Annotated in this window: 28 protein-coding genes; 11 read left to right on the forward strand and 17 right to left on the reverse strand. The window is 68.6% G+C overall.

The annotated features are described in order from the left end of the window. Positions 1-22: 22 nt before the first annotated feature. Positions 23-304, forward strand: a complete 282-nt coding sequence (locus tag OO71_RS50410) for a hypothetical protein (RefSeq protein WP_156096612.1) — start codon at positions 23-25, stop codon at positions 302-304. A gap of 240 nt (positions 305-544) precedes the next feature. Here the strand turns inward: OO71_RS50410 and OO71_RS29940 are convergent, their stop codons facing one another. Genes OO71_RS29940 through OO71_RS29960 form a run of 6 tightly spaced genes read right to left on the reverse strand, consistent with a single transcriptional unit; the run spans position 545 to position 4,661 of the window. Beyond that, positions 545-898 (reverse strand): GntR family transcriptional regulator, encoded by a 354-nt coding sequence (locus OO71_RS29940; protein WP_033293284.1) that lies wholly within the window; start codon positions 896-898, stop codon positions 545-547. After that, on the reverse strand, positions 895-1,041 hold the full coding sequence (locus OO71_RS49325) for an LPXTG cell wall anchor domain-containing protein (protein WP_084145387.1): 147 nt from the start codon (positions 1,039-1,041) through the stop codon (positions 895-897). Before OO71_RS49325 ends, OO71_RS29940 begins: the two co-directional genes overlap by 4 nt. A 9-nt stretch (positions 1,042-1,050) precedes the next feature. Further along, positions 1,051-1,581 carry an NUDIX hydrolase gene (locus OO71_RS29945; protein ID WP_033293285.1) on the reverse strand — a complete coding sequence of 177 codons (531 nt, stop codon included), beginning with the start codon at positions 1,579-1,581 and terminating at the stop codon, positions 1,051-1,053. Next, positions 1,578-2,987: a coenzyme F420-0:L-glutamate ligase gene (locus OO71_RS29950; protein ID WP_084145388.1), complete on the reverse strand. Its 1,410-nt coding sequence runs from the start codon at positions 2,985-2,987 to the stop codon at positions 1,578-1,580. The genes OO71_RS29945 and OO71_RS29950 overlap by 4 nt, the downstream gene beginning before the upstream one ends. Then, positions 2,923-3,915 (reverse strand): 2-phospho-L-lactate transferase, encoded by a 993-nt coding sequence (cofD, locus tag OO71_RS29955; RefSeq protein WP_033293287.1) that lies wholly within the window; start codon positions 3,913-3,915, stop codon positions 2,923-2,925. The genes OO71_RS29950 and cofD overlap by 65 nt, the downstream gene beginning before the upstream one ends. After that, positions 3,912-4,661 carry a GNAT family N-acetyltransferase gene (locus tag OO71_RS29960; protein WP_033293288.1) on the reverse strand — a complete coding sequence of 250 codons (750 nt, stop codon included), beginning with the start codon at positions 4,659-4,661 and terminating at the stop codon, positions 3,912-3,914. The genes cofD and OO71_RS29960 overlap by 4 nt, the downstream gene beginning before the upstream one ends. Before the next feature lie 46 nt (positions 4,662-4,707). On the opposite strand from OO71_RS29960, the gene OO71_RS51330 reads away from it, so the two are divergent. The 3 genes from OO71_RS51330 (at position 4,708) to dapC (ending at position 6,383) form a co-directional block, all read left to right on the forward strand. After that, on the forward strand, positions 4,708-4,881 hold the full coding sequence (locus tag OO71_RS51330; RefSeq protein ID WP_169776582.1) for a hypothetical protein: 174 nt from the start codon (positions 4,708-4,710) through the stop codon (positions 4,879-4,881). 99 nt (positions 4,882-4,980) lie between these two features. Continuing rightward, positions 4,981-5,301 (forward strand): ferredoxin, encoded by a 321-nt coding sequence (gene fdxA, locus OO71_RS29965; RefSeq protein WP_033293324.1) that lies wholly within the window; start codon positions 4,981-4,983, stop codon positions 5,299-5,301. Beyond that, positions 5,298-6,383 carry a succinyldiaminopimelate transaminase gene (gene dapC, locus OO71_RS29970; RefSeq protein ID WP_033293289.1) on the forward strand — a complete coding sequence of 362 codons (1,086 nt, stop codon included), beginning with the start codon at positions 5,298-5,300 and terminating at the stop codon, positions 6,381-6,383. The genes fdxA and dapC overlap by 4 nt, the downstream gene beginning before the upstream one ends. Here the strand turns inward: dapC and OO71_RS29975 are convergent. Further along, a complete protein-coding gene (locus OO71_RS29975; RefSeq protein ID WP_033293290.1) occupies positions 6,377-6,997 on the reverse strand; it encodes a TetR/AcrR family transcriptional regulator in 621 nt (206 codons plus the stop codon). The two genes, dapC and OO71_RS29975, sit on opposite strands and share 7 nt — an antisense overlap. Before the next feature lie 81 nt (positions 6,998-7,078). Between OO71_RS29975 and OO71_RS29980 the strand changes: the two genes are divergently transcribed. Further along, positions 7,079-8,473 (forward strand): FAD-dependent monooxygenase, encoded by a 1,395-nt coding sequence (locus OO71_RS29980; RefSeq protein WP_033293291.1) that lies wholly within the window; start codon positions 7,079-7,081, stop codon positions 8,471-8,473. On the opposite strand, the gene OO71_RS29985 is transcribed toward OO71_RS29980, so the two are convergent. The 3 genes from OO71_RS29985 to OO71_RS29995 form a co-directional block, all read right to left on the reverse strand. After that, positions 8,462-9,421 (reverse strand): CHAD domain-containing protein, encoded by a 960-nt coding sequence (locus OO71_RS29985; protein WP_033293292.1) that lies wholly within the window; start codon positions 9,419-9,421, stop codon positions 8,462-8,464. The genes OO71_RS29980 and OO71_RS29985 overlap by 12 nt on opposite strands. A 97-nt stretch (positions 9,422-9,518) precedes the next feature. After that, entirely contained in the window at positions 9,519-10,499 is a 981-nt protein-coding gene (gene dapD, locus OO71_RS29990; RefSeq protein ID WP_033293325.1) for a 2,3,4,5-tetrahydropyridine-2,6-dicarboxylate N-succinyltransferase, read from the reverse strand. Positions 10,500-10,527: 28 nt separating this feature from the next. Continuing rightward, positions 10,528-10,959, reverse strand: a complete 432-nt coding sequence (locus OO71_RS29995) for a hypothetical protein (protein WP_033293293.1) — start codon at positions 10,957-10,959, stop codon at positions 10,528-10,530. A 49-nt stretch (positions 10,960-11,008) separates the two neighbouring features. Between OO71_RS29995 and dapE the strand changes: the two genes are divergently transcribed. Then, positions 11,009-12,082, forward strand: a complete 1,074-nt coding sequence (dapE, locus tag OO71_RS30000) for a succinyl-diaminopimelate desuccinylase (protein ID WP_033293294.1) — start codon at positions 11,009-11,011, stop codon at positions 12,080-12,082. 46 nt (positions 12,083-12,128) lie between these two features. Here dapE and OO71_RS30005 read toward each other — a convergent pair whose 3' ends face one another. Both OO71_RS30005 and OO71_RS30010 read right to left on the reverse strand, forming a co-directional pair. Further along, on the reverse strand, positions 12,129-13,160 hold the full coding sequence (locus OO71_RS30005; protein ID WP_211260642.1) for a chitinase: 1,032 nt from the start codon (positions 13,158-13,160) through the stop codon (positions 12,129-12,131). A gap of 136 nt (positions 13,161-13,296) precedes the next feature. Further along, the gene (locus OO71_RS30010; RefSeq protein ID WP_033293296.1) at positions 13,297-15,369 is read right to left on the reverse strand and encodes a M4 family metallopeptidase; all 2,073 of its coding nucleotides are present in this window, start codon (positions 15,367-15,369) and stop codon (positions 13,297-13,299) included. A gap of 347 nt (positions 15,370-15,716) precedes the next feature. Between OO71_RS30010 and OO71_RS30015 the strand changes: the two genes are divergently transcribed. Next, the gene (locus OO71_RS30015; RefSeq protein ID WP_033293297.1) at positions 15,717-16,502 is read left to right on the forward strand and encodes an LOG family protein; all 786 of its coding nucleotides are present in this window, start codon (positions 15,717-15,719) and stop codon (positions 16,500-16,502) included. Beyond that, entirely contained in the window at positions 16,502-17,038 is a 537-nt protein-coding gene (locus OO71_RS30020) for an LOG family protein (protein WP_211260640.1), read from the forward strand. The genes OO71_RS30015 and OO71_RS30020 overlap by 1 nt, the downstream gene beginning before the upstream one ends. A 4-nt stretch (positions 17,039-17,042) precedes the next feature. On the opposite strand, the gene OO71_RS30025 is transcribed toward OO71_RS30020, so the two are convergent. Beyond that, on the reverse strand, positions 17,043-17,717 hold the full coding sequence (locus tag OO71_RS30025) for a lysophospholipid acyltransferase family protein (protein WP_033293327.1): 675 nt from the start codon (positions 17,715-17,717) through the stop codon (positions 17,043-17,045). A gap of 53 nt (positions 17,718-17,770) precedes the next feature. Between OO71_RS30025 and OO71_RS30030 the strand changes: the two genes are divergently transcribed. Continuing rightward, positions 17,771-18,676 (forward strand): glucosyl-3-phosphoglycerate synthase, encoded by a 906-nt coding sequence (locus OO71_RS30030; protein ID WP_051792455.1) that lies wholly within the window; start codon positions 17,771-17,773, stop codon positions 18,674-18,676. Here OO71_RS30030 and cydC read toward each other — a convergent pair. From cydC to OO71_RS30050, 4 genes are read right to left on the reverse strand one after another with little or no spacing between them, the layout of a single operon-like run. Further along, the gene (gene cydC, locus OO71_RS30035) at positions 18,570-20,126 is read right to left on the reverse strand and encodes a thiol reductant ABC exporter subunit CydC (RefSeq protein ID WP_051792456.1); all 1,557 of its coding nucleotides are present in this window, start codon (positions 20,124-20,126) and stop codon (positions 18,570-18,572) included. The two genes, OO71_RS30030 and cydC, sit on opposite strands and share 107 nt — an antisense overlap. Further along, positions 20,123-21,550: an ABC transporter ATP-binding protein/permease gene (locus OO71_RS30040; RefSeq protein WP_156096614.1), complete on the reverse strand. Its 1,428-nt coding sequence runs from the start codon at positions 21,548-21,550 to the stop codon at positions 20,123-20,125. The genes cydC and OO71_RS30040 overlap by 4 nt, the downstream gene beginning before the upstream one ends. 12 nt (positions 21,551-21,562) lie before the next feature. Then, complete coding sequence (gene cydB / locus OO71_RS30045) at positions 21,563-22,540, reverse strand: cytochrome d ubiquinol oxidase subunit II (RefSeq protein WP_033293298.1); 978 nt, start codon at positions 22,538-22,540, stop codon at positions 21,563-21,565. 4 nt (positions 22,541-22,544) lie between these two features. Further along, complete coding sequence (locus tag OO71_RS30050; RefSeq protein ID WP_033293299.1) at positions 22,545-23,687, reverse strand: cytochrome ubiquinol oxidase subunit I; 1,143 nt, start codon at positions 23,685-23,687, stop codon at positions 22,545-22,547. A 141-nt stretch (positions 23,688-23,828) separates the two neighbouring features. On the opposite strand from OO71_RS30050, the gene OO71_RS30055 reads away from it, so the two are divergent. Together OO71_RS30055 and OO71_RS30060 are read left to right on the forward strand one after the other, a co-directional pair. Then, the gene (locus tag OO71_RS30055; RefSeq protein WP_033293300.1) at positions 23,829-24,146 is read left to right on the forward strand and encodes a helix-turn-helix transcriptional regulator; all 318 of its coding nucleotides are present in this window, start codon (positions 23,829-23,831) and stop codon (positions 24,144-24,146) included. Continuing rightward, on the forward strand, positions 24,143-24,805 hold the full coding sequence (locus tag OO71_RS30060) for a permease prefix domain 1-containing protein (protein WP_033293301.1): 663 nt from the start codon (positions 24,143-24,145) through the stop codon (positions 24,803-24,805). The genes OO71_RS30055 and OO71_RS30060 overlap by 4 nt, the downstream gene beginning before the upstream one ends. Positions 24,806-24,869: the final 64 nt, after the last annotated feature.

Consider the following 24,869-nt stretch of genomic DNA (forward strand, 5'->3'; position numbering starts at 1 on the left):
GTGGGGCGGGTGGTTGCTGAGGGTGCTGCTGGGGCGCGCCGGGTTGCGGGGAGCCGGGCTGCTGTGGTGGGAATTGCTGGTTACCCGGCTGCGTGCTGTGGTGCGGCGGTGTGCCGGGGTGCGGCTGCCCGCCGGGCTGGGATGGCGTGCCGTATTGCGGTTGCCCGCCGGGGTGCGGCTGCCCGCCGGACCGGGATGGCGTGCCGTATTGCGGCGGTGTGCCAGGCTGCGGCTGCCCGCCGGGTTGCGATGGCGTGCCGAATTGCGGTTGCCCACCGGAGTACGGCGGCATGCCGGGTTGTGATGGCCCGCCAGGTTGCCCGCCGTACTGCTGAGGCCCGCCCGGTTGCCCGCCGTACTGCTGCGGACCACCCGGACCAGGACCCTGCGGAGGTCCGGACCGCGGCGGTTGCTGAGGCCGCCCTGCGGTGAACTTCACCACCAGAATAACGACCAGCACCAGGATCAACGCGCCCGGCACGATCAGGTTCGTGAAGCTCATCGGTCACTCCCGTCGGTTGCCACGGGCCCGAGCGTAGGGCCTTCAGCGCAGCGCCGCCTCCGCGATCGCCAGGCCCTGCTCCGCGGTGAGGCCCAGCTGCCGGATCACCGATGCGTACGACGCCGCGGCCGCCTGTGCTCGGGTCAGGGCGAAATCGCCCGTTGCGCCTACGAAAGTGCCTGCTCTGCCTCGGGTTTCCAGCAGACCGGCTTCCTCCAGTTCGCGGTACGCGCGGGCCACGGTGTTCGGCGCGATGCCCAGATCTGCGGCCAATCCGCGGACCGTCGGGAGCTTCGTGCCGACCGCCAGGGTGCCGTCGTTGATCTGCGTTGCCAAGGCCGTCCGGACCTGTTCGTACGGCGGGACCGGCGAACCCGGGTCATAGCCGATGCTCATCGCTGCCGCCGTTTCCGCCGGATGCTGATCACCACGGCCAGTGCCAGCAGCGCAAACGCCACCACGAAGCCGATCAGCACCACCCATCCGCTGACATATCCGCCGGTATCCCCGGGGTGCAGGTGTGGCCGCGCGAGATACATGGCTCCAGGTTAACGGACGGCGACCTGCATCAGCTCGGCCAGATCCGCCGAACCCGCGGGCAGTGCGTCCACCGGCCACCAGCGCAGGTCGTCGGACTCGTGGCTGCGTACCGGCTGTGCTCCGGGCGGCGCGTGGACGACGTAGCGCACGTCGAAATGCCGCGTCGGGACGCCCAGCGAGCAGGTGATCGGATGGACGTCCAGGTGTACCGGCGAAGGTCCGATCACCAGGTCGCGCATGCCTGATTCCTCAGTCGCCTCGCGCAGGGCCGCTTCCGCCAAGGACGCGTCGGCCGGTTCGCAATGGCCGCCCAGCTGCAACCACCGGCCGACCCGCGGGTGCAGCGTCAGCAGAACCTGCGTGCCGGTCGAGTCCAGGACCACCGCGGACGCCGTCAGGTGCCCGGCCTCGCACGAACGCTGGCAAGTGTCCGAACGGGACGCCAGAAAACCGAGAAACGCTTGCCGCAGCGCCTCTTGTGACGGCAGTGCAGGCGTCCACTCGGACAACGCCGTGACAGCAGCGGAATGCAGGGTCACCGTTCGACCAGCCCATCGCCGGGGGAGAGGGGGCCGCGCGGCGGGGGCGGCGAGGCCGGATGTCCGATCGCGACGGCGCCGAGGGGGTGCCACTGCTCGTCGAGGTCCAAAATGGACCGGACGAGGTCGGCCGCGAAAATCGTCGACCCGATCCAGCATGAGCCGAGGTCTTCGGCCGCCAGGGCAACCAAAAGACCTTGTACCGCAGCGCCTGCGGCAACGGTGAACATCGTGTGCTCGTGCCGATTGCGCCGTTCGTCGCGATACGTGTGTGCGCCCTCAGGTACCAGGAAGGGGATCACCAATTGCGGTGCGCGGTAGAGAATATCGCCGCGGGACAAGCGTTTCGCGATCTGAGCAGCGGTGAAACCGTCGCTGGCAAGGTCGGCTTCCCAGGCGTCGCGCATGGCGTCGAGAAGCTTGCGTCGTAGACCTTCATCGCGCAGCCAAAGGAATCGCACCGGATGGGTGTGGTGCGGCGCAGGCGCGGTCAACGCCGCTGCGACCGCGCGTCGCATGGCGGACGGGTCCACCGGCGAGTCGCTGAACTGCCGCACGGAACGCCGGTGTGGTACGGCTTCCTGGCGGCCTTGCACAATGGACTCGTTGGTACCCAAGCGAAAGAGGTCTTCGTCGACTGGGCGGACCAGATCCCGTGCAGAAGACCCATTGTCCCTAATGGACAGTCCACGAACGACAGCCACCGGCAGCCCGCCGAGCTTGCCCTTCACCAGATCCGCCGCGGCAGCAACCTCATCCGCGACCGCGATCTCGGTGACCGCCAGCTCGTTACCCTGCGAATCGACCTGCCCCGCGTACCCGTGCAGCACCTGCAACCCGGACGAGCCGATCGCCGCGTCCGTCTGCCCGACGCGCCAAGCCCGGCCCATCGTGTCCGTGACGACAACGGCGACCTCGACCCCCAGCCGTTCCCGCAAACCGTTACGCAGAGCCAACGCCGACGCATCCGGGTCCGCAGGAAGCAAGGCCACTTCGTCCCCGCGTACATTCGACGCGTCGATTCCCGAAGCCGCCTGCACAATCCCCAGCTGGTTCTCGGTGATCAACGTGCGTGCGATCCGGGCGACCACCCGTACCGCCTCCTGCTCGATCAGCTCGCGACGAGCGGCGTCGCGGGCCTCGGGATCGGTCGGCACGCGCACCAGCCGACCCTCGATCTTCGACACGACTTTGCTCGTCACCACCACGACGTCGCCCGAGCGCAGCCACGGCGCGGCGGACACGATCGCTCCGGTGAGGTCGTCGCCGGGACGGAACTCCGGCAACCCCTCGACCGGCAGGATCTCGATCTTCTGGGAAGCGTGATCAGCCTGTGTCGGATCAAACACTGGAAACTCCAGCCACGTCGAGCGCCGCGCGGACCATCTCCGCGGTCGCGTCCACATCGGACATCAGCAGCGGCACCGCGCGCACGTCCACGCCCGGCACCGTGACCTCGTGGTCTTCCGGCGCGACCAGCCAGCCGTCGAGCACGCCACCGTCGGAACGGGCGCCGTAATGGCGGCCCACCGCCTCCGCCGACGTCTCCACCCCGATCGCGGTGAGGCACGCGTCCGCCATACCCCGTAACGCTTTCCCGCCGATGATCGGCGAAATCCCGACCACCTTCGCGCGGGATTTCCGCAATGCGTCCCGCACTCCGGGTACCCCGAGCGTCGTCCCGACCGAGACCACCGGGTTCGACGGCGCGAACAGCACGACGTCCGCCGACGCCAGCGCGTCCAGCACGCCCGGCCCGGGCTTGGCCTCGTCGTTGCCCACCGACACGATCGAATGCGCGGGCACCGCCGCGCGGTAGCGCACCCACCACTCCTGGAAATGGATCGCCTTGTGCTGGTCGGGCTGGTCCGGGTCGTCGATCACGACGTGCGTCTCGACCCGGTCGTCCGACATCGGCAGCAGCCGCACGCCGGGCTGCCAGCGGTCGCACAACGCCTCGGTGACCGCCGACAGCGGATAACCCGCACGCAGCATCCGCGACCGGATCAGGTGCGTCGCGATGTCCTTGTCGCCGAGGCCGAACCAGGTCGGCTCCGCGCCGTAAGCGGCCAGTTCCTCCTTGACCACCCACGTCTCGCCCGCGTGGCCCCAGCCGCGTTCGGGGTCGATGCCGCCGCCGAGGGTGTACATGCACGTGTCGAGGTCGGGGCAGATGCGCAGGCCGTGCATCCACACGTCGTCGCCGGTGTTGACCAGCGCCGTCACCTCGTGCGGCGACTCCCCGGCGCCGATCACGGGCAGTCCGAGTGCGGTCTTGACCCCGAGCAGGAACCGGGCGCCGCCCACCCCGCCGACAAGTACGACGATCTTCACGACTGGCGATCCTCGCACGTACCCGGTCCCGGACCCCAATACCGGTACCTGTGGTGCTCCGAACAGCCCAGCGCGCCATACAGCGCGAGCGCACCGGCATTACCGACCGCGACCTGCAGTACCCACTGGTCGGCGCCGTGCGCACGCCCCCACGCGGCAAGCGCGTGCAGCACCGTGGTCGCCAGCCCGCGTCGACGGAACGACGGTGCGACCGCCAGCCGCGCGACATGCAGCCAGCCGTCCACGATCGCGCCGCGCACCGCCCCAGCGGTGACCCGGTCGGCCGCCACGACGCCGTAGCCGACCTTCCCAGCGGTCACGACGTGCCGCTGGGCGGAACTCGGCGCGGCGGTTCCTTCGGTGAGTTCCCACCATTCGGGCGTCGGCTCGTCGAGGACGTCAGCGTCCGGGAACGGCCCGGACGGCAGCGGCCCGGTGAGCACCGAAACCCGGTACCCAGCGGCGTGCTCGACCTGTTCCCGCCACCCGGCCGTCGCGACCTCGCGCTCCAGTTCGCTGCCTTCGAGCACCTGGACGGCCGCCGGAATGCCGTGGGCGTGGGCGAACTCACACACCGCGTCCAGTGCCGACGGGACCGGAATGCCGGGGTCGCCCACCGCACGTGCGCTGTTCGCGCGCCCGGTGAAGCCGTCCGCCCAGCGCAGGACCCATTCCCCCAATGGCTCCTCGACCACCGGGGACCACGCTTTCGCGCACACGACTTCGAGCTTTTCCCGCGGGTTCACGGTTAGATTGTGACGGAGAGAGCTGTCCCGTTCCGCAGGAGAACCCATGAGCTACGCGCGCAAGGACGACCGGCACAACGACGACGTGGTCGACGAGATCGCCGACGGCTTCAAGCGGACGCTCGGGGAAAAACGCGAGGACGGCAAGCCCGCCGCCCCCGGTTTCACCATCACCGGGGACGCCCGCAACACCCCTAAACCCCGTCGCCGGGAGCGGTGAGCAGGCAATACCTAAGGGTCGCCTAACCATCACCGGGGGCGCGGGACGCGCGTAATGTCCGCACCGACCGGACCGGCAGGAGAAAAGCAGGAGTACGCAGTGACCTACGTGATCGCCGAGCCCTGCGTCGACGTGCTCGACAAGGCGTGTATCGACGAGTGCCCCGTGGACTGCATCTACGAGGGCGAGCGGATGTTGTACATCCACCCGGACGAGTGCGTCGACTGCGGCGCCTGTGAACCGGTCTGCCCGGTCGAGGCCATCTACTACGAGGACGACGTGCCGGACAACTGGTCCGACTACACCAAGGCCAACGTCGACTTCTTCGACGAGCTCGGCTCGCCCGGCGGCGCGTCGAAGGTCGGCAAGACGGCGCACGACCCGTCCTTCATCAAGGCACTTCCCCCGCAGGGCGAATGACCCGGCTGCCCGACTTCCCCTGGGACTCCCTCGCCGCCGTCAAGGCCCGTGCGCAGGAGCATCCCGGGGGCATCGTCGACCTGTCCGTCGGCACGCCGGTCGATCCGGTGCCGGAGTCGATCCGGGCCGCGCTCGCGTCGGTGTCGGAGATTCCGGGCTACCCGGCGACGCACGGCACGCCTGAGCTGCGCGAGACGGCCGTCGAGGCGCTGCAGCGGCGGTACGGCATCACCGGCCTCGAGCCGGACGCTGTGCTGCCCACCATCGGCTCGAAGGAAGCCGTGGCCTGGCTGCCGCGGCTGCTCGGGTTCGGGCCGGGCGACCTGGTGGTGATCCCGGAGCTGGCGTACCCGACGTACGAGGTGGGCGCGCTGCTCGCGGGTGCAGAAGTCGTGCGCGCGGACGGGCTCACGCAGCTCGGGCCGCGCCGTCCGGCGATGATCTGGCTCAACTCGCCGTCGAACCCGACCGGCCGCGTGCTCGGTGCCGACCACCTGCGCAAGGTGGTCGAGTGGGCGCGCGATCGGGGTACCGTCGTGGTGTCCGACGAGTGCTACCTGTCGCTGGCCTGGGACGCGGAACCGCTGTCCGTGCTGCATCCGTCCGTCCACGGTGGACGGACAGACGGCCTGCTTGCGGTGCACTCGCTGTCGAAGTCGGCGAACCTGGCCAGCTACCGTGCGGGTTTCGTGACCGGCGACCCGGCGCTCGTGGCGAAGTTGCTGGAGGTGCGCAAGCATGCCGGGATGATCGTCCCGCGGCCGGTGCAGCAGGCGATGGTGGCCGCGCTCAACGACGACGACGCCCTTGCCGCGCAACGCGAACGGTACCGGTCCCGCCGCGAGGTACTGCGGAAAGCGTTGCTGGACAACGGGTTCGAGATCACGCATTCGGAAGCCGGGCTGTACCTGTGGGCCACCCGCGGCGAATCCGCGCAGGCGACGGTGGAATGGCTGTCCGAGCGCGGGATCCTGGTCGCGCCGGGCACGTTCTACGGCCCGGCCGGACGCGACCACGTGCGGGTCGCGCTCACCGCCACCGACGAGCGCATCTCCGCGGCAGTCGAGCGGCTGGGTCAGTAGTCGCGGCCGGTGAAGCCCCGGTACACGAACCGGGTCAGGGCTTCCACGGCCTCGTCGTCGGTCGGCGGGGTCCAGCCTGCCGGATGCGGTTGCAGGAGCCACATCTGTGCGAAGTTGTCGATCAGCTGGTACATCATCGCGATGGTGAGCCGGGGGCTTGCCGGTAGCGGCAGACCGGCCGCGGTGACGTGGGCGAGGTGGCTCTCGATGTCGGACGCCTGTGCGGCGCCGAAGCTCGCGTAACTGGCCGCGAAGTCGTCGTTCACCATCGCTGCCTGGCGCAGCGCGAGCATGGTGGCCGCGTTGGTGCGGTAGAAGTCCCAGTACTGGCGCACGTGCCAGCGGACGGCCGCCGGATCGCTGAAGTCGGACAGGTGATCCTCGCCCGCGGCTTGCCGGTCACCGGCTTCGGCCAGGTCGGCCAGCAGCGCCACGAGCAGTTCCTCCTTGCTCGCGAAGTGGTTGTAGAACGACCCCGCGGCGCGGTCCGCCTCCTTCGTGATGTCGGTGATCTTCGTGTTCAGGTACCCCTTGCGGGCGAACACGCGCTTGGCCGCCTCCTTCAGCGCCGACTCCGTCTCGGCGGCTTTGTCCCTGCGGCTCGTCGCCGTCATCCGGCACCTCCCTTGACACGGAACGCTAGCAGCGAGCATTCTGAATTCAGATTCACTGAATTCTAATTCATTGGAGGAGAGATGGCCACGACGGTGCTGGTGGCGGGAGCCGGACCGACCGGGCTCACGCTGGGGATCGAGCTGGCGCGCCGCGGCGTCGGCGTGCGGGTGGTGGACAAGGCTGACCGGTACTTCGCGGGCTCGCGCGGCGACGGGCTCCAGCCGCGCACGATGGAGGTCTTCGAGGACCTGGGGGTACTCGACGCGGTGCTGGCCGCGGGTGCGCCGCCGTTCCCGATGCGGGTGTACCTCGACGGCGAGTTCACCATGGAGCGGCGGATGGCCGAGCACGTCGAGCCGACGCCCGCCGTGCCGTATCCGAACGCCTGGTTCCTCGGCCAGTCGCAGACCGAGGGCATCCTGCGCGACCGGCTGGCCGAGCTGGGTGTCCGCGTCGAGCTGAACACCGGGCTCACCGGGTTCACGCAGGACGACGACGGGGTCACCGCCGAGCTGTCCACCGGCGAGACGGTGCGGGTCGCGTACCTCGTGGGGGCCGACGGCGGGAAGAGCTTCGTGCGCAAGGCGCTGGGGATCGCGTTCGAGGGGACCACTGACGAGTCGATCCGCATGCTGCTCGGCGACGTGCAGGCCGAGGGCCTCGACCATTCGACCGGATACTGGTTCGCGGCCAAGGACGAGCCGATGTCCGGGGTGGCGTTCACCCCGCTCGCCGGGACGCCGCATTTCCAGTTCGGCTCCCCGCTGGGGGACGCCGAGGTCGAACCGTCGCTGCCCGCGCTGCAGGCGCATCTGGACCGGGTGTCTGGCGGTGGTATCCGGCTGCACGATCTCGCCTGGTCCACGGTCTGGCGGCCGAACATCCGGCTCGCCGAAGCCTTCCGCCGCGGTCGCGTGTTCCTTGCGGGTGACGCGGCGCACGTCCACCCGCCGACCGGCGGCCAGGGGCTCAACACCGGCGTCCAGGATGCGTACAACCTTGGCTGGAAGCTCGCCGACGGGTCCCCGGAGCTGCTGGACAGCTACGAACCGGAGCGACGCGCGGTCGCGGCCAGGGTGCTGGGGGTCAGCACGGCGTTGTTGGAGAAGTACACCGAGGGCGCCGAGGACGCGCACGAACGCGGTCCGGAGACGCAGCAGCTCGACACGAACTATCGCGGCGGTCCGTTGTCCCCCAACGGAATCGGCGTGCTGCGACCCGGTGACCGGGCCCCGGACGCGCCACTCGCCGACGAGAACGGCAAGGAGGTGCGGCTGTTCGAGCTGTTCCGCGGGCCGCACGCGACGGAGCTGGTGTTCGGCGACGGGCCACTGGGTACCGAGCACCCGGCGTACCGCATTCTGCCGAGCGCGAGCGGCGACGGCCTGTTCGACGTTGGTGGCCACGCATACGCCGCCTACCAGGCCAAACGCGTGCTGGTACGGCCGGATGGCTACGTGTGGTCAGTCTCGTGAGACCGCGCGGGCGGCTTTCTCGATGCGATGCCACACCTCGAGCCACGTCGCGCGGGCCTGTGCCCGCTTCTCGATCTCGTGCTCCACGATCCGTCCGGCCACGAACCCCATCTCCGGATCCGCGCCGGACAGCGCATCGCGCACCTTTTCCGCGGCCAGCACGGCATCCTGGTGGTCGCCGAGAACGGTCTGGAATTTCCGGGTCGCTTTGATCAGCTCAGTGAGCTTCGCGGCCTGCTTCTTCTTCGCCGCCGACCGCGCGAGTTCGGCTGTGTAGCGCAGTTTCTTGCCGTGAATGCGCAGCGCATGCAGGTCGTCGTCCGGCGGGTCGGACGGCAGCGCGGCCACTGCGCGCGACAGCTTCCGGAATGGCTTGCGCACGTCGGCGGCCAACCCGGGTTCGCCGGCAGGGGTCTCGTCGATCTCGTGCTCCGCGGTGCGCGACAGCTGCGCGATGCCCTGCAACAGCGTCGCGTACCGAGCGCTGGACAGGGCCCGGTTGAGCCGGCGGCGGGCCGTGGTGCGTTCCGCGACGAAGCGGGACACGAGCCGTCGTCCGGCGGGCTGGTCGCGGACCTCGAAAGTGGCGATGACCTCGCGCAGGTGCCCGATCAGCACGTCGTAGTCGCGCACGTCGCCGAGTACCTGGCCGAGCCACCCGAGGTCGACGCGCACCGGTTCGGCCGTCGCGCCGACGAGCTCGCCGGACGCCTTCAGCACACTGCGCATCCGGCGCTGGGCTACCCGCATCTGGTGCAGGTCTTCGGGATCGGTGCCGGAGCGGGTGCCTGGCTCACGGGCGAGCAGCTCCCGCAGCTCGTGGTCGAGCTTCGCGCGGACGTGTGCGGCCGCCGGCGCCCGCGGTCCTGCCTTCGCCGGTTCGTCGGCGAGGCCGAGTGCGGCCGGCGTCGTCGGTTCCGGAGTGCGGCGGGTTGCTTGGGCGGTCATCCGGTTAATGGTAGGTGAACTCCGGGAGGCGCGGACCTGCCGAAACAGAAAGCGGGGGTGTTCCCAGCAGTTGGGAACACCCCCGCTCCGGAGGATTTCAGTTGGCGTGCAAGGCTTCGTTGAGCGTGATGCCGACCCCGCCACGCGGGACGACCTCCACCGCGCCGGTCGCCGAATTCCGCCGGAACACCGCGCCAGAGACGCCGGAGATCTCGCGCGCCTTGACCGTCTTGCCGTCCACCTCGACCTTGGTGCCCGCGGTGACGTACAGCCCGGCCTCGACCACCGAGTCGTCCCCGAGCGAGATCCCGACGCCGCCGTTCGCGCCGATCAGGCAGCGTTCGCCGACCGAGATCACCTCGGTGCCGCCGCCGGACAGCGTGCCCATGATCGACGCGCCGCCGCCGACGTCACTGCCGTCGCCCACGACGACCCCGGCCGAGATCCGGCCTTCGACCATCGACGCGCCGAGCGTGCCCGCGTTGAAGTTCACGAACCCTTCGTGCATCACGGTGGTCCCCGACGCGAGGTGCGCGCCGAGCCGGACGCGGTCGGCGTCGGCAATGCGGACGCCGCTGGGCAGCACGTAATCGACCATGCGGGGGAACTTGTCCACGCCGTACACCGCCACCGCGCCGCGCGAACGCAACCGCAGCCGGGTCTGCTCGAAGGCCTCGACCGGGCACGGGCCGTGGCTCGTCCACACGACGTTGGCCAGCAGGCCGAAGATGCCGTCGAGGCTCTGCCCGTGCGGCCGGACCAGCCGGTGTGACAGCAGGTGCAGGCGCAGGTACACGTCGTGCGCGTCGGCGGGCGCGGTGGCCAGGCTGCCGATCGTGACCCGCACGGCGACGACCTCGACGCCCCGGTCGGTGTCCGGACCCAGCAGCGCCGCCGCGGCGTCGCCGAGCAGTTCGGTGGTCTGCTCCGCGGTCAGCCGCTCGGTGCCGCTCGTGCCGGCCGCGACCAGCTTCGGGTGCGGGTACCAGGTGTCCAGCACCGTCCCGTCGGACGTGACGGTGGCCAGCCCGACGCCGACGGCGCCGGTCGTTTCGGGGTCAGGGGTTTGCTCGCTCACGTCGGTCACGGTAGCCGAGCGAGCCGCCTCAACCCGTGGTGGCCTGCTGGTTCACCTTCTGCCGGGCCTCGGTGACTCCGGCCGAGATGGTGACGAGCGCCTGCGTGCAGTCCCCGCCGGGGGCCTCGACGGTGGCGCAACCGGCTTGCAGGAACGCGTTCACGCCCTGGTCGAGCGCGGTGGCATCGCCGTCGAGTGATTGGTCGACCTTTTTGCCCGCGGCGGCCCGCTGGTGCACCGCACCGGCCGTGTTGCGGACCTCGATGACGTACTTCTGGCAGCCCTTCGGCAGCTGCGTCTGCGGGCTCGAATAGCAGGCGTCCTGGGTCAGCGCGTCGAGCTTGATCGGCAGCGCGTCCACACCGGGTTGCCCCGGGCTCTTGGGGGTGGGCCCGGCTTCGCGGCTGCAGCCGGTGAGGAGCAGGGCAAGGATCCCGAGAGCGACCAGAGAGCTTCGCATGCGCACGTCCCTCACGGTAGCCCCCTGCCCGGCTGGGTACGGTGCCGGTATGACCACCCTTGACCTGCATGCCGATCCTGCCGAGCTCACCGCCGCGCTCGTGGACGTGTTCAGCGTCTCCGGGGAGGAGGTGAAGCTCGCGGACGCGGTACAGGCAGCGCTCGCCGGACAGGCCCCGCACCTGGAGGTAGTACGTAACGGCGACGCCGTGCTCGCGCGCACGAATCTCGGCCGCGCGTCGCGGATCGTGCTCGCCGGACACCTCGACACGGTGCCGGAAAACGGGAATCTGCCCTCTACGCGCTCTGGCTCTGGCGACGACGAGGTCCTGCACGGGCTGGGCTCGGTCGATATGAAGGGCGGGGACGCGGTCTTCCTGCACCTGGCCGCGACGCTGCCGGAGCCCAGGCACGATGTCACCTTTGTGTTTTATGACAACGAAGAGGTCGAGGCGGTGCGTAATGGCCTTGGCCGCATCGAGCGCGAGTTGCCGGAATGGCTGGCGGGGGATCTGGCAATTGTCGGAGAACCGTCGAACGGCGTGATCGAGGCCGGGTGCCAGGGCACTTTGCGGGTGGACGTACGCACGAGTGGGGCGCGGGCACATACTGCGCGCGCTTGGATGGGCGAGAATGCGATCCATTTCCTGGCGGAACCGTTGCAGCGGTTGGCGGAGTATTCTCCGCGGGTAGTGGATATCGATGGGCTCACTTATCGGGAAGGCTTGCAGGCCACCGGTATTTCCGGTGGGGTGGCCGGTAACGTGGTGCCGGACGCCGCGGTATTGACGGTGAACCACCGGTTTGCGCCGGATCGGAGCGCCGAACAGGCCGAAGCTCATGTACGCGAGGTATTCGACGGGTTTGAGGTGTCCCTTGTGGACTTGTCACCCGGGGCATTGCCGGGCCTTTCCGCGCCCGCTGCGGCGGAACTGGTGGCGGCGGCCGGTGGCCGGGCAGCAGCGAAACTGGGCTGGACGGATGTCGCGCGGTTTGCTGCATTGGGAATGCCTGCGGTGAACTTCGGCCCAGGCGACCCGACGTTGGCCCATACCCAGCAGGAGCATGTGCGGATGGGCGAAATCCGTGAAGTGACTGATGTATTGCGCCGCTTTTTGAGCTGAAGCTGAGACCGGGGCGGCGTATCCGCGGCACCCCGGCCCCGAGCAGTCAACGGCCTTGCAGCGACTTCACATTGTCGCCGAAGGTCCAGTTCTTGGACCCGTCCCAGTTGAGCGACCAGGTCATCAAGCCCTTGAGACCGGAAAGGTAGGCCTGCGAAACCAGCTCCGGGCTCATGTACCCACCACCGGCGCCGGGTTGAGCCGGAAGACCGGGAACCTGCTTGTCCAGCGGCACCCGAATCGTGGTGCCCTGCACCGTCACGCCCTGATCCAAGCACTTCGTCTGCACGGTGAACCCCTGCACGGTTCCGGCTTCGTAACTGTCACCAGAACACCCATACATGGACCCGTTGTAGTACTGCATGTTCAGCCACCACAACTGCCCATTGTCGGCATACTTCTTGATGATCGGCAGATACGCGCCCCAGATCGAGCCATACGTGACGGTTCCTCCGGTCACGTAAGCAGTCTCCGGTGCCATGGTGAGCCCGAATCCCGCGGGCATCTGCCCGAGCACCCCGTCGATGATCCGTTCCAGATTGGCCTGCGACGCCGACAACGTGTTGATATCCCCGCTCCCCGCAAGGCCGGTCTCGATGTCGATGTCGATCCCGTCGAAATTGTACTTCTTGAGAATCGGCACAATCGTGCTCACGAACTTGTCGGCAACCGCGCTGGACGACAGGTCGATCCCGGCTGCCGCACCGCCGATCGACATCAAAATCGTTGCCCCGGCGTCCTTTGCCGCGCACATCTCCGCCGGAGTGGCGACTTTCACGCCATTGTCCATCCCGTCTTCCCACAGCACCGTGCCGTCGGACCGGATCACCGGAAACGCGGCGTTGAGCACGTTGTACCCGTGCGCGGCAATCCGCGAATCGGTGATCGGCACCCACCCCATCCCCGGATGCACGCCGTTCGCTGCGCCGTCCCAGTTCTCCCAATACCCCTGCAGGACGGGTCCGGACGGTCTGGACTTCACCGCGCACGTGTCGGCCTGCGGTGCCGCAGCAGCGGGGACCGCCCCCGCGAGCGGCAGGGCGAGCAGTGCGGCCAGCATGGCCCAGCGCATCCTCATCATGGCCCCCGTCCCGAAAACGGTGTCGCCGCAAACGGTAGGCGGGCCCGGCCGCCGCTGCCTACCTCCGATCGTATGGTCTAGACAAATAGAACCAGCCGGACCGGATGGCCCGGCTGGTCCGGACAACTAGACCTCAGCAAGCCCCACTGTCAGTCCACACAGCCCACGAACCGGGCGCACCCGGCTCCGCGCCGACGGAGTACCAGCCGGACGTCCACTTGTGCCCGTTGTGCGCCACGACGTCGCCCGGGCTGTACACGGCATTCGCATCCCATTCGGCGATTCCGCTACAACCGGTCGGCGGGTTGGAGCCAACCGTCAACGCGAACTGCGCGGTGTGATCGACATCCGCACCGTCCGCCTTCACGGTCACCTGGCTCGTCCCCTTCGGCGTGCTGGCCGTCGTGGCGATGGTCAGCGTTGCCGTCCCGCCTGACTGCACCGTCGCCGGGCTGAACGTCGCAGTGCTTCCCGAAGGCAGGCCACTCGCCGTGAGCTTGACCTCCTGCGCATTACCATTGGTGATTTTGGTGGTCACCGTGGTGGTCGCCGACTCTCCGGGTTGGACAGTCGAATTGGCAGGCGACAAACTCACCGAGAAGTCGTTACCCGGAGGCTGCGCGTTGCAAGTCGGCTCACCGCTGACTGCGCCGACGGAAACCGCATCCCACGCTGCCTTCGTGGTGTTGAATTCCGTGCAGCTGCCCGGAAACAGATCGACTGCAGCCTGCAGCGTGGCCTTTCGGGCCGCCTTGTGGTTCCACGACGACGTCTTGTGCAGCAGCCCGTTGTAAAAGATCTTCCCGGCCTTCTGAATGCCGAGTCCGGTGACGCTGCTGCCATTGCAGGTCGGGCTGGTCGGCTGCCCGTCACTCGGCGAAGAACCCTCGGCCAGCAGGTAGAACCAATGGTTCTGCGGACCGGCCGCTGCATGCACCTCGGTGTTCGGAATGGACGACGAGTAGCAGTTCGGATCACCGATCTGCCCCGGGTTGTACATGTAGCGGATCGGACCCTGGCCGACCAGGTTGACGCCCTCGCCGACCGTGTAATCCGGAGTGTCGACCGGGTTGTTCGCATACGCCTCGGTCAACGCACCGAAAATATCCCCGGTGGACTCGTTGAGCCCGCCGTTCTCATTCCCGGACCCAGCACCACCCGGCGTGTTCTGGAAAATCCCGTGCCCGAACTCGTGCCCCACGACATCCATCGACGTGGCCTGCCGCTGGTTGTCCTGCGAGTGACCGAAATGCGTGGACGACCCATCCCAATAGGCGTTCACGTCGTTCAGCCCGACCGAGGCGGGAAACCCGCGGCCATTGCCGTCGATCCCATTGCGGCCCACCCAGTCCCGCAGCATGTTCCACTCGGTCTGCACACTGAAAAGCGTGTCGACGCAGCCGGTTTCGAGGTCGGTACCCGAACCGTTGCCCCACGAGTCATCGCTGCCGCTGAACACCGCGCCGTTCTCCCGTCCGCAGCTGATGCCCGGACGACCAGGGTCACGCATCGAGTACGACCCACCGGAACCGGTCGTGTCGATGCTCACGCGCCCCACGTAGTAGCTGTTCCCGGACCCGGCGAGCCGAGCGTTCGCAGAACCTTGCCGCGTCCGCTCGGGATTCTCGGCCTTCACGTCGTCGCGCTGGTCGAGCACCGCGCCGGTGGCAGCGTCCACGAACACGTGCAGGTTGCTCGGTGCCTTCGCGGTATGGCCGGTGACCACCACCTCGTACGCCAGCTTCGGCTGCGCCCCAGCGAGCACGACCAGGTCCGGCTTGCTGACCCGATCGACCGACGGCAGCTGACCACGGGCGATCGACCCGGCCCGTGCACTGTCCACAGTGGCCGCAGTACCGACGCCGATCGGGGCGGTGTCGGCGGTTTCCGTGCGGCGGACCTGCCCGGCGCCGTCGGCGACGACCACCGCGTCGCCGCCGACGACCCGCAGGCCGCGGTAGGTGCGTTCGTAGGAGTTGTAGTAGAGACCGGCCGCGCCCGGGGTGGTCTTGACGCGGTGGAAGGTCTCGTCGGGGCCGGTGCGGAGCCCGGCGGCCCGGTCGGCGGCCGCGGTGGCGGCTGCTTGCGGGTCGGCAGGCGGTGGGGCGGCAGCCGCGGATGCCGGGGTCACCGGCAGCGCGAGCAGGGAAAGGGCGAAACCGGCGATGGTTGCCACGCCGGTGGTGAGCCCTCGTCTGGACGTCATCGACTGTCCTTTCGGATACCGAAGGGGGAAGCGCAACGCGTTGAGCTGGGCTGATCAGGCCGCGGACACCGGGATTAAAAAGATGCCCACCCGGGGTGGTCAATGCGCTGAACGGACCAGCAGGACCGATCGGGCGTTCGCGGCGAATCCGCGAATGCGTTGACAGACCAGGGAAAACGCCGGATCGGGACGGGCCGGGAGACTTTCGTCGGTAGTTGCCGCGGAACCGGCCGTTGGTAGGCGGACCGCTGGTCCGCTCGAGACGTTCAGGCCGCGGTCACCGGCCGGTCACGCTCCGGTGCCGACGCGGGCGCCCGGCGTCCTCCCGGGGCCCGTAGTCTTGGCTGGTGAGTGAACAGTCTGAATTTCCCGACGGCCAATACCCCGAGCGCCCGGTGGAGCGGCACAAAGGCCCGGTGGTGCTCCGGCGCGACCGGCGCGACCAGGGCAGCACCACCGACCAGCGGCTGCTCGATTCGCGCGGGCCGAGTGACTGGGTGCACACCGACCCGTGGCGGGTGCTGCGGATCCAGGCCGAGTTCGTGGAGGGCTTCGGTGCGCTCGCCGAGGTGCCGCGTGCGGTGACAGTGTTCGGGTCGGCGCGCACCAAGCGCGACAACCCCGAGTACGAGCTCGGCCGGAAGATCGGCGGCGCGCTCGCCGCGGCCGGATTCGCGGTGATGACCGGTGGCGGTCCGGGTGCGATGGAGGCGGTGAACCGCGGCGCGGCCGAAGCAGGCGGGTTCTCCGTCGGGCTCGGCATCGAGCTGCCGTTCGAGCAGGGCCTGAACCCGTGGGTCGACCTCGGCGTCAACTTCCGGTACTTCTTCGCCCGCAAGACGATGTTCATCAAGTACTCGCAAGCGTTCATCTGCCTTCCCGGCGGGTTCGGCACGCTGGACGAGCTTTTCGAGGCCCTCACGCTGGTCCAGACCAAGAAGGTCACGAAGTTCCCGGTGGTGCTCTTCGGCACCGAGTACTGGGGCGGGCTCTACGACTGGATCCAGAAGTCGGTGCTCGGCGGCGGCAAGATCGGCCAGAAGGACCTCGACCTGCTGTACCTCACCGACGACATCGACGACGCGGTGCGCGTGGTCCAGGATTCCTACCAGGCGTGGGAGGACAGCCACTGATGCGGATCTGCGTGTTCTGCGGGTCGGCGCGCGGGTTCTCCCCGGAGTACACCGACGCGGCGGCCGGCATGGGCAAACTGCTGGCGCAGCGGGGGATCGGGCTCGTGTACGGCGGGGCGAGCGTGGGCACCATGGGCGTGGTGGCCGATGCCGCACTGGCCGCGGGCGGCGAGGTGATCGGCGTGATCCCGGAGGTGCTGTCGAGCGTCGAAATCGCGCACGGCGGGCTCACCGAACTGCACGTCGTCGCGGACATGCACCAGCGCAAGGCGAAGATGGCCGAGCTGTCGGACGCGTTCGTCGCGCTGCCCGGTGGCGCCGGGACGCTGGAGGAGCTGTTCGAGGTGTGGACGTGGGCCCAGCTCGGCATCCACCGCAAGCCGATCGGGCTGCTGGACGTCGCCGGGTACTACACGCCGCTGGTCGCCTTCGCCGATCACATGCAGCAGGAGGGGTTCCTGCGCCCGGAAACGCGGGCCCTGCTCACCGTGGACTCCGACGCGGCCGCGCTCCTCGACCGGTTCGCCGCGCAGTAGCTGTTCAGGCGGACTTTTCGTCCGGTCGCTTGTGGTAGGTGTCCACGTACTCCTGCCCGGACAGCTCCAGGATCGTGTACATGATCTCGTCGGTCACCGACCGGCGGATGGCCGACGACGAGTCCTGGCCCTCGTACCGCGAGAAGTCCAGCGGCGCGCCGAAACGGACGCGGATCTTGGTGATCCGGGGGATCTTCGCGCCGTTCGGCTGGATGCCCTCGGTGCCGAACAACGCCACCGGCACCACCTTGGCGCCGGTGGACAGCGCGAGCGCGGCGACGCCGGTGTGCCCGCGGTGCAGGCGGCCGTCGAGCGATCGGGTGCCCTCGGGGTAGATCGCGAAGACGCCGCCGTCGTCCAGCACCTTGCGGCCTGCTTCGAGGGCGGCGAGCCCGGCCTGTGCGTTGCCGCGCTCCACCGGGATGTACCCGAGCGCGTCGAGCGATTTCGCGATGAACCAGCCCTTGATGCCCTTGCCGGTGAAATATTCGGCCTTGCCGAGGAACCGCACCTGCCGCGGGGTGGTGAAGGTGATCACACCGGTGTCGAGCGCCGCCCGGTGGTTGGCGGCGAGCAGCACCGCGCCGTGCGCCGGGATGTTCTCCACGCCCTCGACCTTGGGCCGGTAGAGCACGCGGACCAGCGGTCCGAGCACGAAGCGGACGAGCAGGGTCAGCAAGGGTTCTCCCTCCGGAGGATCGGGCACCGGTTCCAGCATGGCACGATCGGCCGATGAGCTGGTTCGACCGTCGTACCTGGCAGGAACCCACGTGGAGCGACGCGGACATCCTGGCCGCCAAGCGGGGCCGGACGGTGTCGGTGGTGCTGCCCGCGCTCGACGAGGAAGCGACGGTGGGCAGTGTGGTCGCGTCGGTGCGGCCGCTGCTCGGCGGGGTGGTCGACGAGCTGGTGGTGGTCGATTCCGGGTCCACTGATGCGACGGCCGAGGTCGCCGCCGCGGCCGGCGCTCGCGTGGTGGCGCGCGAGGACGTGGTGCCGGAGCTGCCGCCGCGCCCGGGCAAGGGCGAGGTGCTGTGGCGCTCGCTCGCCGCGACCACCGGTGACGTGCTGGTGTTCCTCGACTCCGACCTGGTCGACCCCGACCCGGCGTTCGTGCCGTCGCTGCTCGGGCCGCTGCTCACCGAGGACGGTGTGCACCTGGTCAAGGGCTTCTACCGGCGGCCGCTGCGGCTGGAGAGCACCGGCGGCGGCCGGGTCACCGAACTGCTGGCGCGGCCGGTGCTGTCCGCGCTGCGCCCGGCCTTGGGGGAGCTCGTGCAGCCGCTGGGCGGGGAGTACGCGGGTACGCGCGAGTTCCTGGAGTCGGTGCCGTTCGCCGGGGGATACGGCGTGGAGATCGGCCTGCTGCTGGACGCCGAAGAGCGCTATGGGCTGGACGGGCTCGCGCAGGTCAACCTCGGGGTGCGCAAGCACCGGAACCGGTCGTTGCTGCAGCTGGGCGTGATGGCACGGCAGATCCTCGGCACCGCGCTGGCGCGATGCGGGGTGCCGAGTGCGGAGGCGGCGCGGTTCACGCAGTTCGTGCAGGTGTCGGGGGAGTGGGTGCCGGACGTGGCGGAGGTGCTGGTGGCCGATCGGCCGCCGATGCGGGAGGTGCTATTTCGAGGGTTCGGTTGAAGCCTTCGAGGTGTTCGGGGCGGTGGGTGACGAGTACGACGGTCCCCTTCGCCCCGGCCAGTACGCGGGCCAGGATTTCGTCGCCGTGGGCGGGGTCGAGGCCTTCGACGGGCTCGTCGAGCACGAGCACCGGCGGCGCGGCGAGCACGGCCCGGGCGAGGATGAGGCGTTGCCGCTGGCCGCCGGACAGGGTGTCGCCGTTCTGGCCGGTGTCGCGGTCGAGGGGCAGGTCGAAACCGGCGGTTTCGCAGGCGGCGCGGAGTTCGTCGTCGGTCGCGTGGGGGTTGGCCAGTAGCAGGTTTTCGCGGACGGTGGTGGCGAAGACGTGCGCGTCGGCGAGGGCGCCGGAGATCACCTCGGGGTGCGGGCCGCGGACAGGGTGGCCATCGACAGTGACCTCGCCGGACGTCGGTTTGGTGAAGCCGAGCAGGACGTGCAGGAGGGTCGTCTTTCCGGCGCCGGACGGGCCGAGGATGCCGAGGCGCGTGCCCGGTGGCAGGTCGAGGGTGAGGTTTTCCAGTACTGGAGGTTGGCCGGGGTAACGCACGCTGACGTTGGTGAGACGGAAGCGGCCAGGCCCGGGCGGCGGTGGTGTGGTCGGTTTCGGAGCGGCGAGGACGGCGCGGACCCGGCCCAGGGAGGCACGGATGTCCGGGACTCGTTCCGCCGCGGGGATCAGCGGCAGGACGAGCTCGAACAGCGCCATCGTGGTCAGGGTGAGAGCCGCGGTGACCGGGATGCTTGCCGGGCTGAGCAACGCGACGCCTGAGGTGGTCGCGAATTGCACCGTCACTCCAGCGGCGGTGAGCAGGGAACGGCGGGTGGCCGTTCGACGGGCTGTTCGGGCCAGTTGGCGCACGATTTCGTCGGCGCGGTCCTTTTCCCGTTGTTCCCAGCCGTAGGCGATCAGTTCGGACCGGCCTAGTATCAGTTCTACCGTGCGTTCGGCGAGTTCCTTGCGCGGGTCGGCGGTTCCCCTTGTGGCTACTGCTATTGCGACGGTGGTGAGGGTGAGTCCAATGAGGACTACGGCGGCTGCGGTCATGCTGATCACGGCGGTGGGAATGAGCACGGCGAGGCTGACGGTGCCTGCTACCACTGTGGGTAAGGCGAGGCGGAGGATGGCGTCCTGCACGGCGTCCACATCGGACACCAGCCGGGTGACCAGGTCGGCGCCGGAGTGTTCGGCTACGCGGCGGGGGAGAAGTGCTTCGTACACCCTGGTCCGCAGCTTCGCCAGGTAGCGGAGGACGACGTCGTGCCCGGAAAGTCTTTCGGCGTAACGGAGTCCGCCGCGGGCGAGGGCGAACACGCGGACCGCGACGATGGCGACAGTCAACGCACCGAGCGGCGGTTGTTCGGCGGCGCGCATCAGGAGCCACGCGGCGGTGCCGGTGAGGCCGAGCCCGGCGAGTTCGGCGCCGACGGCGAGGAGGATGGCGCGTTTCATGCTGTCACCTTCCCGTGGCGGAGTTCGATCGTTCGTGACGCGAGTGCGGCCAGCGCTGGTCGATGTGCGACGAGGAGGGCGGTGCGGCCGGGCAGGAGTTTTCGCGCGCCCGACAGGACGGTTGCTTCGGTTTGGGTGTCGAGGCGTGCGGTTGGTTCGTCCAGCAGGATGAGTCCGGCGTCGCGGGACAGAGCGCGGGACAGGCCGATGCGTTGGCGTTGTCCGGCGGACAGCTTGCCGGGGTTTTCCGTTACGGTGCCGTGGAAGACGGTCGGTCGTTGGGGAAGCCAGGCGGTGTCGCGCAGCCAGGCGGCGTGGTCGAGGTCGCGCAGGTCGATGCCGTCGATCAGGACGCGGCCGGAGGTGGGGGTGACGAAACCCAGCAGCAGTGCGAGCATGGTGGACTTTCCGGCGCCACTCGGGCCGACCAGCGCGATGTGTTCGCCTGAGCCGATGGTCAGGTCTACTTCGGACAGCGCGCAGGTGTCTCCATAGTGGACGGATACGCGGTCGAAGACCACTTCCGGTGGGCCGGGGCGTCGCGTTTGGACTCCGGTGTGACGGACTACCGTTGGTGTGTTGAGGATTTCTCGCAGCGCGGTGAGGCCCTCGGCGGCAGCGTGGAATTTCGCTCCGGCGGCACGCAGGGGTAGGTACGCCTCCGGGGCCAGGACCAAGACCAGCATGGCGGTGTGCGCGGTCATCGAGCCGGACAGGAGCCGGAATCCGATCGGCACTGCTACGAGCGCGATCGACAGGGTGGCGATGAGTTCCAGTACCAGTGCGGAAAGGAAGGCGACCCGCAAAGTCTTCACCGTGGCATCCGCATGGGCGTCGGCCATCTCGCGGACGGCTTGTGCTTGCGCTTGGGCTCGGCCGAACAGTTTGAGCGTCGGCAATCCGCGGACGACGTCGAGGAAATGCCCGCCGAGACGCGTCAGGAGTGTCCATTGTGTCCGCGCTCGGGTGTGTGCGCCGATGAGGGCGGCGAACAACGGGACCAGTGGAACGGTTGCGGTCACGATCAATGCGGAAGTCAAGTCGGCTGTGAAAAGCCTTGCCAGTACGGCAATCGGCACCATTGCCGACAGGACCATCGCCGGGAGGTAGCCCGCGAGATACGTTGCGGTCGCGTCGACGCCTTTGGTGATTCGGGTCGCGGTCTCGCCAGGATCACCAGTCGCGTCGAGCAATCGACGACGTAAGCCGGTTTGCGCTGAAGCCGTGAAGCGACTGGTGACCAATCCGTGCGCGACGGCGAGCAAGATCCGTGCGGCGATGGCGATGAACAGCGTCGCTCCAACGCGGTCGCCGGTGAGCAGGGTGGCCAGCCCGTCTGCTTGGACGAGCACTGTGACGGCGGTGAGCGCGCCCAGTACGGTGAGCAATCCGAGATACTGTCGGAGACCGGGTAAGGGAGGCATGGCGGGTCTCCTTCAGAAGTGCAGCAACGATTTCCGGTCGACTGGACCGCGGTGTGCTCGCCACGTCAGCCACTGGACGACGATCAGCACCACGAGGGTCGGTGCGGCAAACCAGCCCAGCAAGGTCGCGGTATGTGGGTCGGTGGCAGCTTGGTCGACGGTCAGCTGGTAGCCCACAGTGGACGAAAGAACGACTGGGAACCGGATAACTCCGACCAGTAATGCTGGAGTCGCCGCGAGAAGCATTACGGCGGGTAGGGCAAGCCGCGGCCGGTTGAGTCCGAAAAGGACAGTCAGGTAGGCGGCGAAGCTGATCCCGGCGACTGCCAACGCTGCCCAGGAGGCATCGGAGAAGGCACCCCAGATCGTGGCGACCGCGAGGAAAGCACCGACTGGTGCGGTGAACGACCGAGCCAGCCGACGGACCCGTCCGGCAATTTCCGCCGGACCTCGCACCATCAGGAACACCAAGCCCTGCAGGCAGAATAACGCGACGAACCCGATTCCCCAGAGCACCGCGTACGGATTGAACAGTGCCAGCAGGTCGTCCACCGGACGACCTTGCGTGTCCAACGGCAGTCCGTGCACGAGATTCCCGAGGAACAACCCCCACGAGACAGCCGTGACCAGCGCGCCCGCGGTGATCCCGAACGACCACCCGCGTCGGCCGCCCTCCGGGTGCCTGCTTCGCAGCTGTACGGCCGCGGTGAACGTGACCAGACCGAGCAGCAGAAGCACCACCAGCACGTACGCCCCGGCGAACACCCGGCCTTCCAAATGCGGAAAAGCGCCGAACAACACCCCTACGGCCGCGATCAGCCACACCTCGTTGGCCAGGAAGAACGGCCCGATCGCGCCCAGTACCCGGCGTCTCCCGAGCTCGTCGCGGGCCAGCGTGGGCAGTAGCATCCCGACGCCGTAGTCGTAACCGGCCAATGCGAAGTAGCCGCCCAGTAGCAAACCCAGGACACCCCACCAGATCGTGATCATCGGGTCACACTCCACTCAGGACAGTCGCGGTGTCCGGGCCACGCCGCGCGAGCCGGGCCAGCAGGACCCAGTCGGCGATCGCCAGCACCGCGAACAACAGCGTGAAAGCAATGAAGGAAAAGAGAATCTGCCCGCCACTTACGTCGGCGAGTGCGTCCGTGGTCCGCAGTTTGCCCCAGACCAGCCACGGCTGCCTGCCGATTTCCCTTACCAGCCAACCACAGATCGCCGCGATGAACGGCAACGCAATTCCCGGCACCATCAGCACGAGCAACGGCCGCGCGCGGATCAGCAGGTCACGGACCAGCAGCAGGGTACCGAGTAGTGAAGCGAGGAGGCCGAAGAAGCCGATCATGATCATGATCCCGAGTGGCAGCCCGACCGCGGAGTTCTCCAGCTTCCCCGGCTGGTACCCGGCAATTTCCCCGAACTGCGCAAAGCCCTGATTGACGACCACGATGCTCCCGATCAATGCCGTCACCACGCCGATCCGGAGTGAACGACGGAAGAAGCCGACCTCGGTCGTGCGCTTCAGGAAGTGGTACGCGCTCACCCCGGCCACGAAGAACCCGCCGGTCATCAGCGCGCCGCCGAGCAGGTGGGGCAGCGACGCGGCCAGTGCTGGGTTGGTGAACAGGGCACCGAAATCGTCGAGCCGCAGCACGCCGTTCTCCACCCGGCTGCCCACCGGGTTCTGCAGGAACGAGTTGGCGACCATGATGAACAGCGCCGACGCATACGCGGTGAGCGTGACCAGCCACAGCACGGTCAAATGCAGCCATTTGCTCATCCGGCCGCGGCCGAAGATCCACAGTCCGAGGAACGTCGACTCGAGGAAGAACGCGACCAGCGTCTCGATGGCGAGCGGCGCCCCGAAAACGTCTCCGGCGAAGGCGGACAATCCCGTCCAGGTCATCCCGAACTGGAATTCCATCACGATTCCGGTGACGATCCCGAGTGCATAGTTGACGACGTACAGCCGTCCCCAGAAAACGGTCATCCGGTGCAGCTGCTCGCTGTCGCGCAGCGTCGCCCGGGTCTGGATGATCGCCACCACGGTCACCAAACCCAGCGTGAGCAGCACGAACAGGAAGTGGAACGACGTCGTGGTCGCGAACTGGAGCCGCGCGATGGGGAGTGGGTCCATGCCGCGGGAGTCTATATGTAGCCTGGCTACATGTAGGCACCAAATCCATGAGATCCGGGAGATCTCAGGGTTTTCCCCGGGTGGTTTCCGCGATGCCGGGAATTAGCGTCGGCGGGGTCCGCATGAGTAGACTGCCCACCTATGAAGGCGGACACGTTGCGCGGGCATCTCGACGCGTTGCTGCTCGCGGTCCTCGACGGCCGCAAGCTGCACGGTTACGCGATCATCGAGGCGCTGGCGCTGCGCAGTGACGGAGCACTCGACCTGCCGACGGGCACGGTGTACCCGGCGTTGCGCCGGCTCGAGCGGGCCGGATACCTGGCCAGTGAGTGGGACGTGGTGTCCGGCCGCAAGCGCCGCACGTACCGGCTCACCCGCGCCGGGCAGCAGGCGCTCGCCACCGAGCGGGCGGAGTGGCGGGAGTTCACCACGGTGATCGGCGGAGTACTGGAGACATGAACGCGATCGACGGGTACCTGGCCGAGCTCGACCGGCAGCTGGTCGGCAGCCGGTCCGCGAAGGCCGACCTGCTCGCCGAGGCGCGCGACGGCCTGCACGACGCGGCCGAGGCGTACCGGGAGGGCGGCTGGAGCGCCGAGGACGCGCAACGCCGGGCGGTCGCGGATTTCGGCCACGTCGGCGAGGTCGCCGGTGACTACCAGGCCGAGCTGAGCATGCACAGCGGCGTGCGCACGCTGTGGAAGGTGGTGCTCGGGGTGCCCGCGATGCAGACGTCGTGGGAGCTGGCGCGCATCCTCACCTTCGGCTCGTGGGCGAAGCTCACCACGCCGAACCCGGGTTGGTACCCGTACGTCACGCAGTTCTCACACGGAGCGATCTACGCCGTCCCGTTCGTCGGCCTTGTTGCGCTGGTGTGCGCGCGGTGGCTGAGCCGTCGTGTCGACGGCGCGGTGATCGCCCGGATCTGCGGGGTGCTGATCGCCGTCGCGGTGGGCCTCAACCTGGTGTCGGTGGGGTTGATCGTGGGCGCGACCGGCGTGGTCGACGCGTCGAGGCTGTTCCTCAGCGTGCCGTGCGGGGTGCTGATGGTGGCGTGGGTGCTGCTGTCGCTCCGTTTCGTCGTGCTAGTGCCGCGCCCCAGAAGGTTGGCGAGGTAATAGCTCCCTTCGGGCCGCTCATTTGCCACGCCTGGCACTCTGCCGGGTGGAGGTGGTGCCCGTG

This window comes from Amycolatopsis jejuensis (assembly GCF_000717335.1).
Taxonomy (GTDB): Bacteria; Actinomycetota; Actinomycetes; order Mycobacteriales; family Pseudonocardiaceae; genus Amycolatopsis; species Amycolatopsis jejuensis.

Excerpts from the sequence above, each read along its gene's own strand:
- OO71_RS29940 (WP_033293284.1), bottom strand. The coding sequence starts at position 898 with ATGAGCATCGGCTATGACCCGGGTTCGCCGGTCCCGCCGTACGAACAG.
- OO71_RS49325 (WP_084145387.1), bottom strand. The coding sequence starts at position 1,041 with ATGTATCTCGCGCGGCCACACCTGCACCCCGGGGATACCGGCGGATAT.
- OO71_RS29950 (WP_084145388.1), bottom strand. The coding sequence starts at position 2,987 with ATGTGGACGCGACCGCGGAGATGGTCCGCGCGGCGCTCGACGTGGCTG.
- OO71_RS51330 (WP_169776582.1), top strand. The coding sequence starts at position 4,708 with ATGAGCTACGCGCGCAAGGACGACCGGCACAACGACGACGTGGTCGAC.
- dapC (WP_033293289.1), top strand. The coding sequence starts at position 5,298 with ATGACCCGGCTGCCCGACTTCCCCTGGGACTCCCTCGCCGCCGTCAAG.
- OO71_RS29975 (WP_033293290.1), bottom strand. The coding sequence starts at position 6,997 with ATGACGGCGACGAGCCGCAGGGACAAAGCCGCCGAGACGGAGTCGGCG.
- OO71_RS29980 (WP_033293291.1), top strand. The coding sequence starts at position 7,079 with ATGGCCACGACGGTGCTGGTGGCGGGAGCCGGACCGACCGGGCTCACG.
- OO71_RS29985 (WP_033293292.1), bottom strand. The coding sequence starts at position 9,421 with ATGACCGCCCAAGCAACCCGCCGCACTCCGGAACCGACGACGCCGGCC.
- OO71_RS29995 (WP_033293293.1), bottom strand. The coding sequence starts at position 10,959 with ATGCGAAGCTCTCTGGTCGCTCTCGGGATCCTTGCCCTGCTCCTCACC.
- dapE (WP_033293294.1), top strand. The coding sequence starts at position 11,009 with ATGACCACCCTTGACCTGCATGCCGATCCTGCCGAGCTCACCGCCGCG.
- OO71_RS30005 (WP_211260642.1), bottom strand. The coding sequence starts at position 13,160 with ATGAGGATGCGCTGGGCCATGCTGGCCGCACTGCTCGCCCTGCCGCTC.
- OO71_RS30010 (WP_033293296.1), bottom strand. The coding sequence starts at position 15,369 with ATGACGTCCAGACGAGGGCTCACCACCGGCGTGGCAACCATCGCCGGT.
- OO71_RS30020 (WP_211260640.1), top strand. The coding sequence starts at position 16,502 with ATGCGGATCTGCGTGTTCTGCGGGTCGGCGCGCGGGTTCTCCCCGGAG.
- OO71_RS30030 (WP_051792455.1), top strand. The coding sequence starts at position 17,771 with ATGAGCTGGTTCGACCGTCGTACCTGGCAGGAACCCACGTGGAGCGAC.
- cydC (WP_051792456.1), bottom strand. The coding sequence starts at position 20,126 with ATGAAACGCGCCATCCTCCTCGCCGTCGGCGCCGAACTCGCCGGGCTC.
- OO71_RS30040 (WP_156096614.1), bottom strand. The coding sequence starts at position 21,550 with ATGCCTCCCTTACCCGGTCTCCGACAGTATCTCGGATTGCTCACCGTA.
- cydB (WP_033293298.1), bottom strand. The coding sequence starts at position 22,540 with ATGATCACGATCTGGTGGGGTGTCCTGGGTTTGCTACTGGGCGGCTAC.
- OO71_RS30050 (WP_033293299.1), bottom strand. The coding sequence starts at position 23,687 with ATGGACCCACTCCCCATCGCGCGGCTCCAGTTCGCGACCACGACGTCG.
- OO71_RS30055 (WP_033293300.1), top strand. The coding sequence starts at position 23,829 with ATGAAGGCGGACACGTTGCGCGGGCATCTCGACGCGTTGCTGCTCGCG.
- OO71_RS30060 (WP_033293301.1), top strand. The coding sequence starts at position 24,143 with ATGAACGCGATCGACGGGTACCTGGCCGAGCTCGACCGGCAGCTGGTC.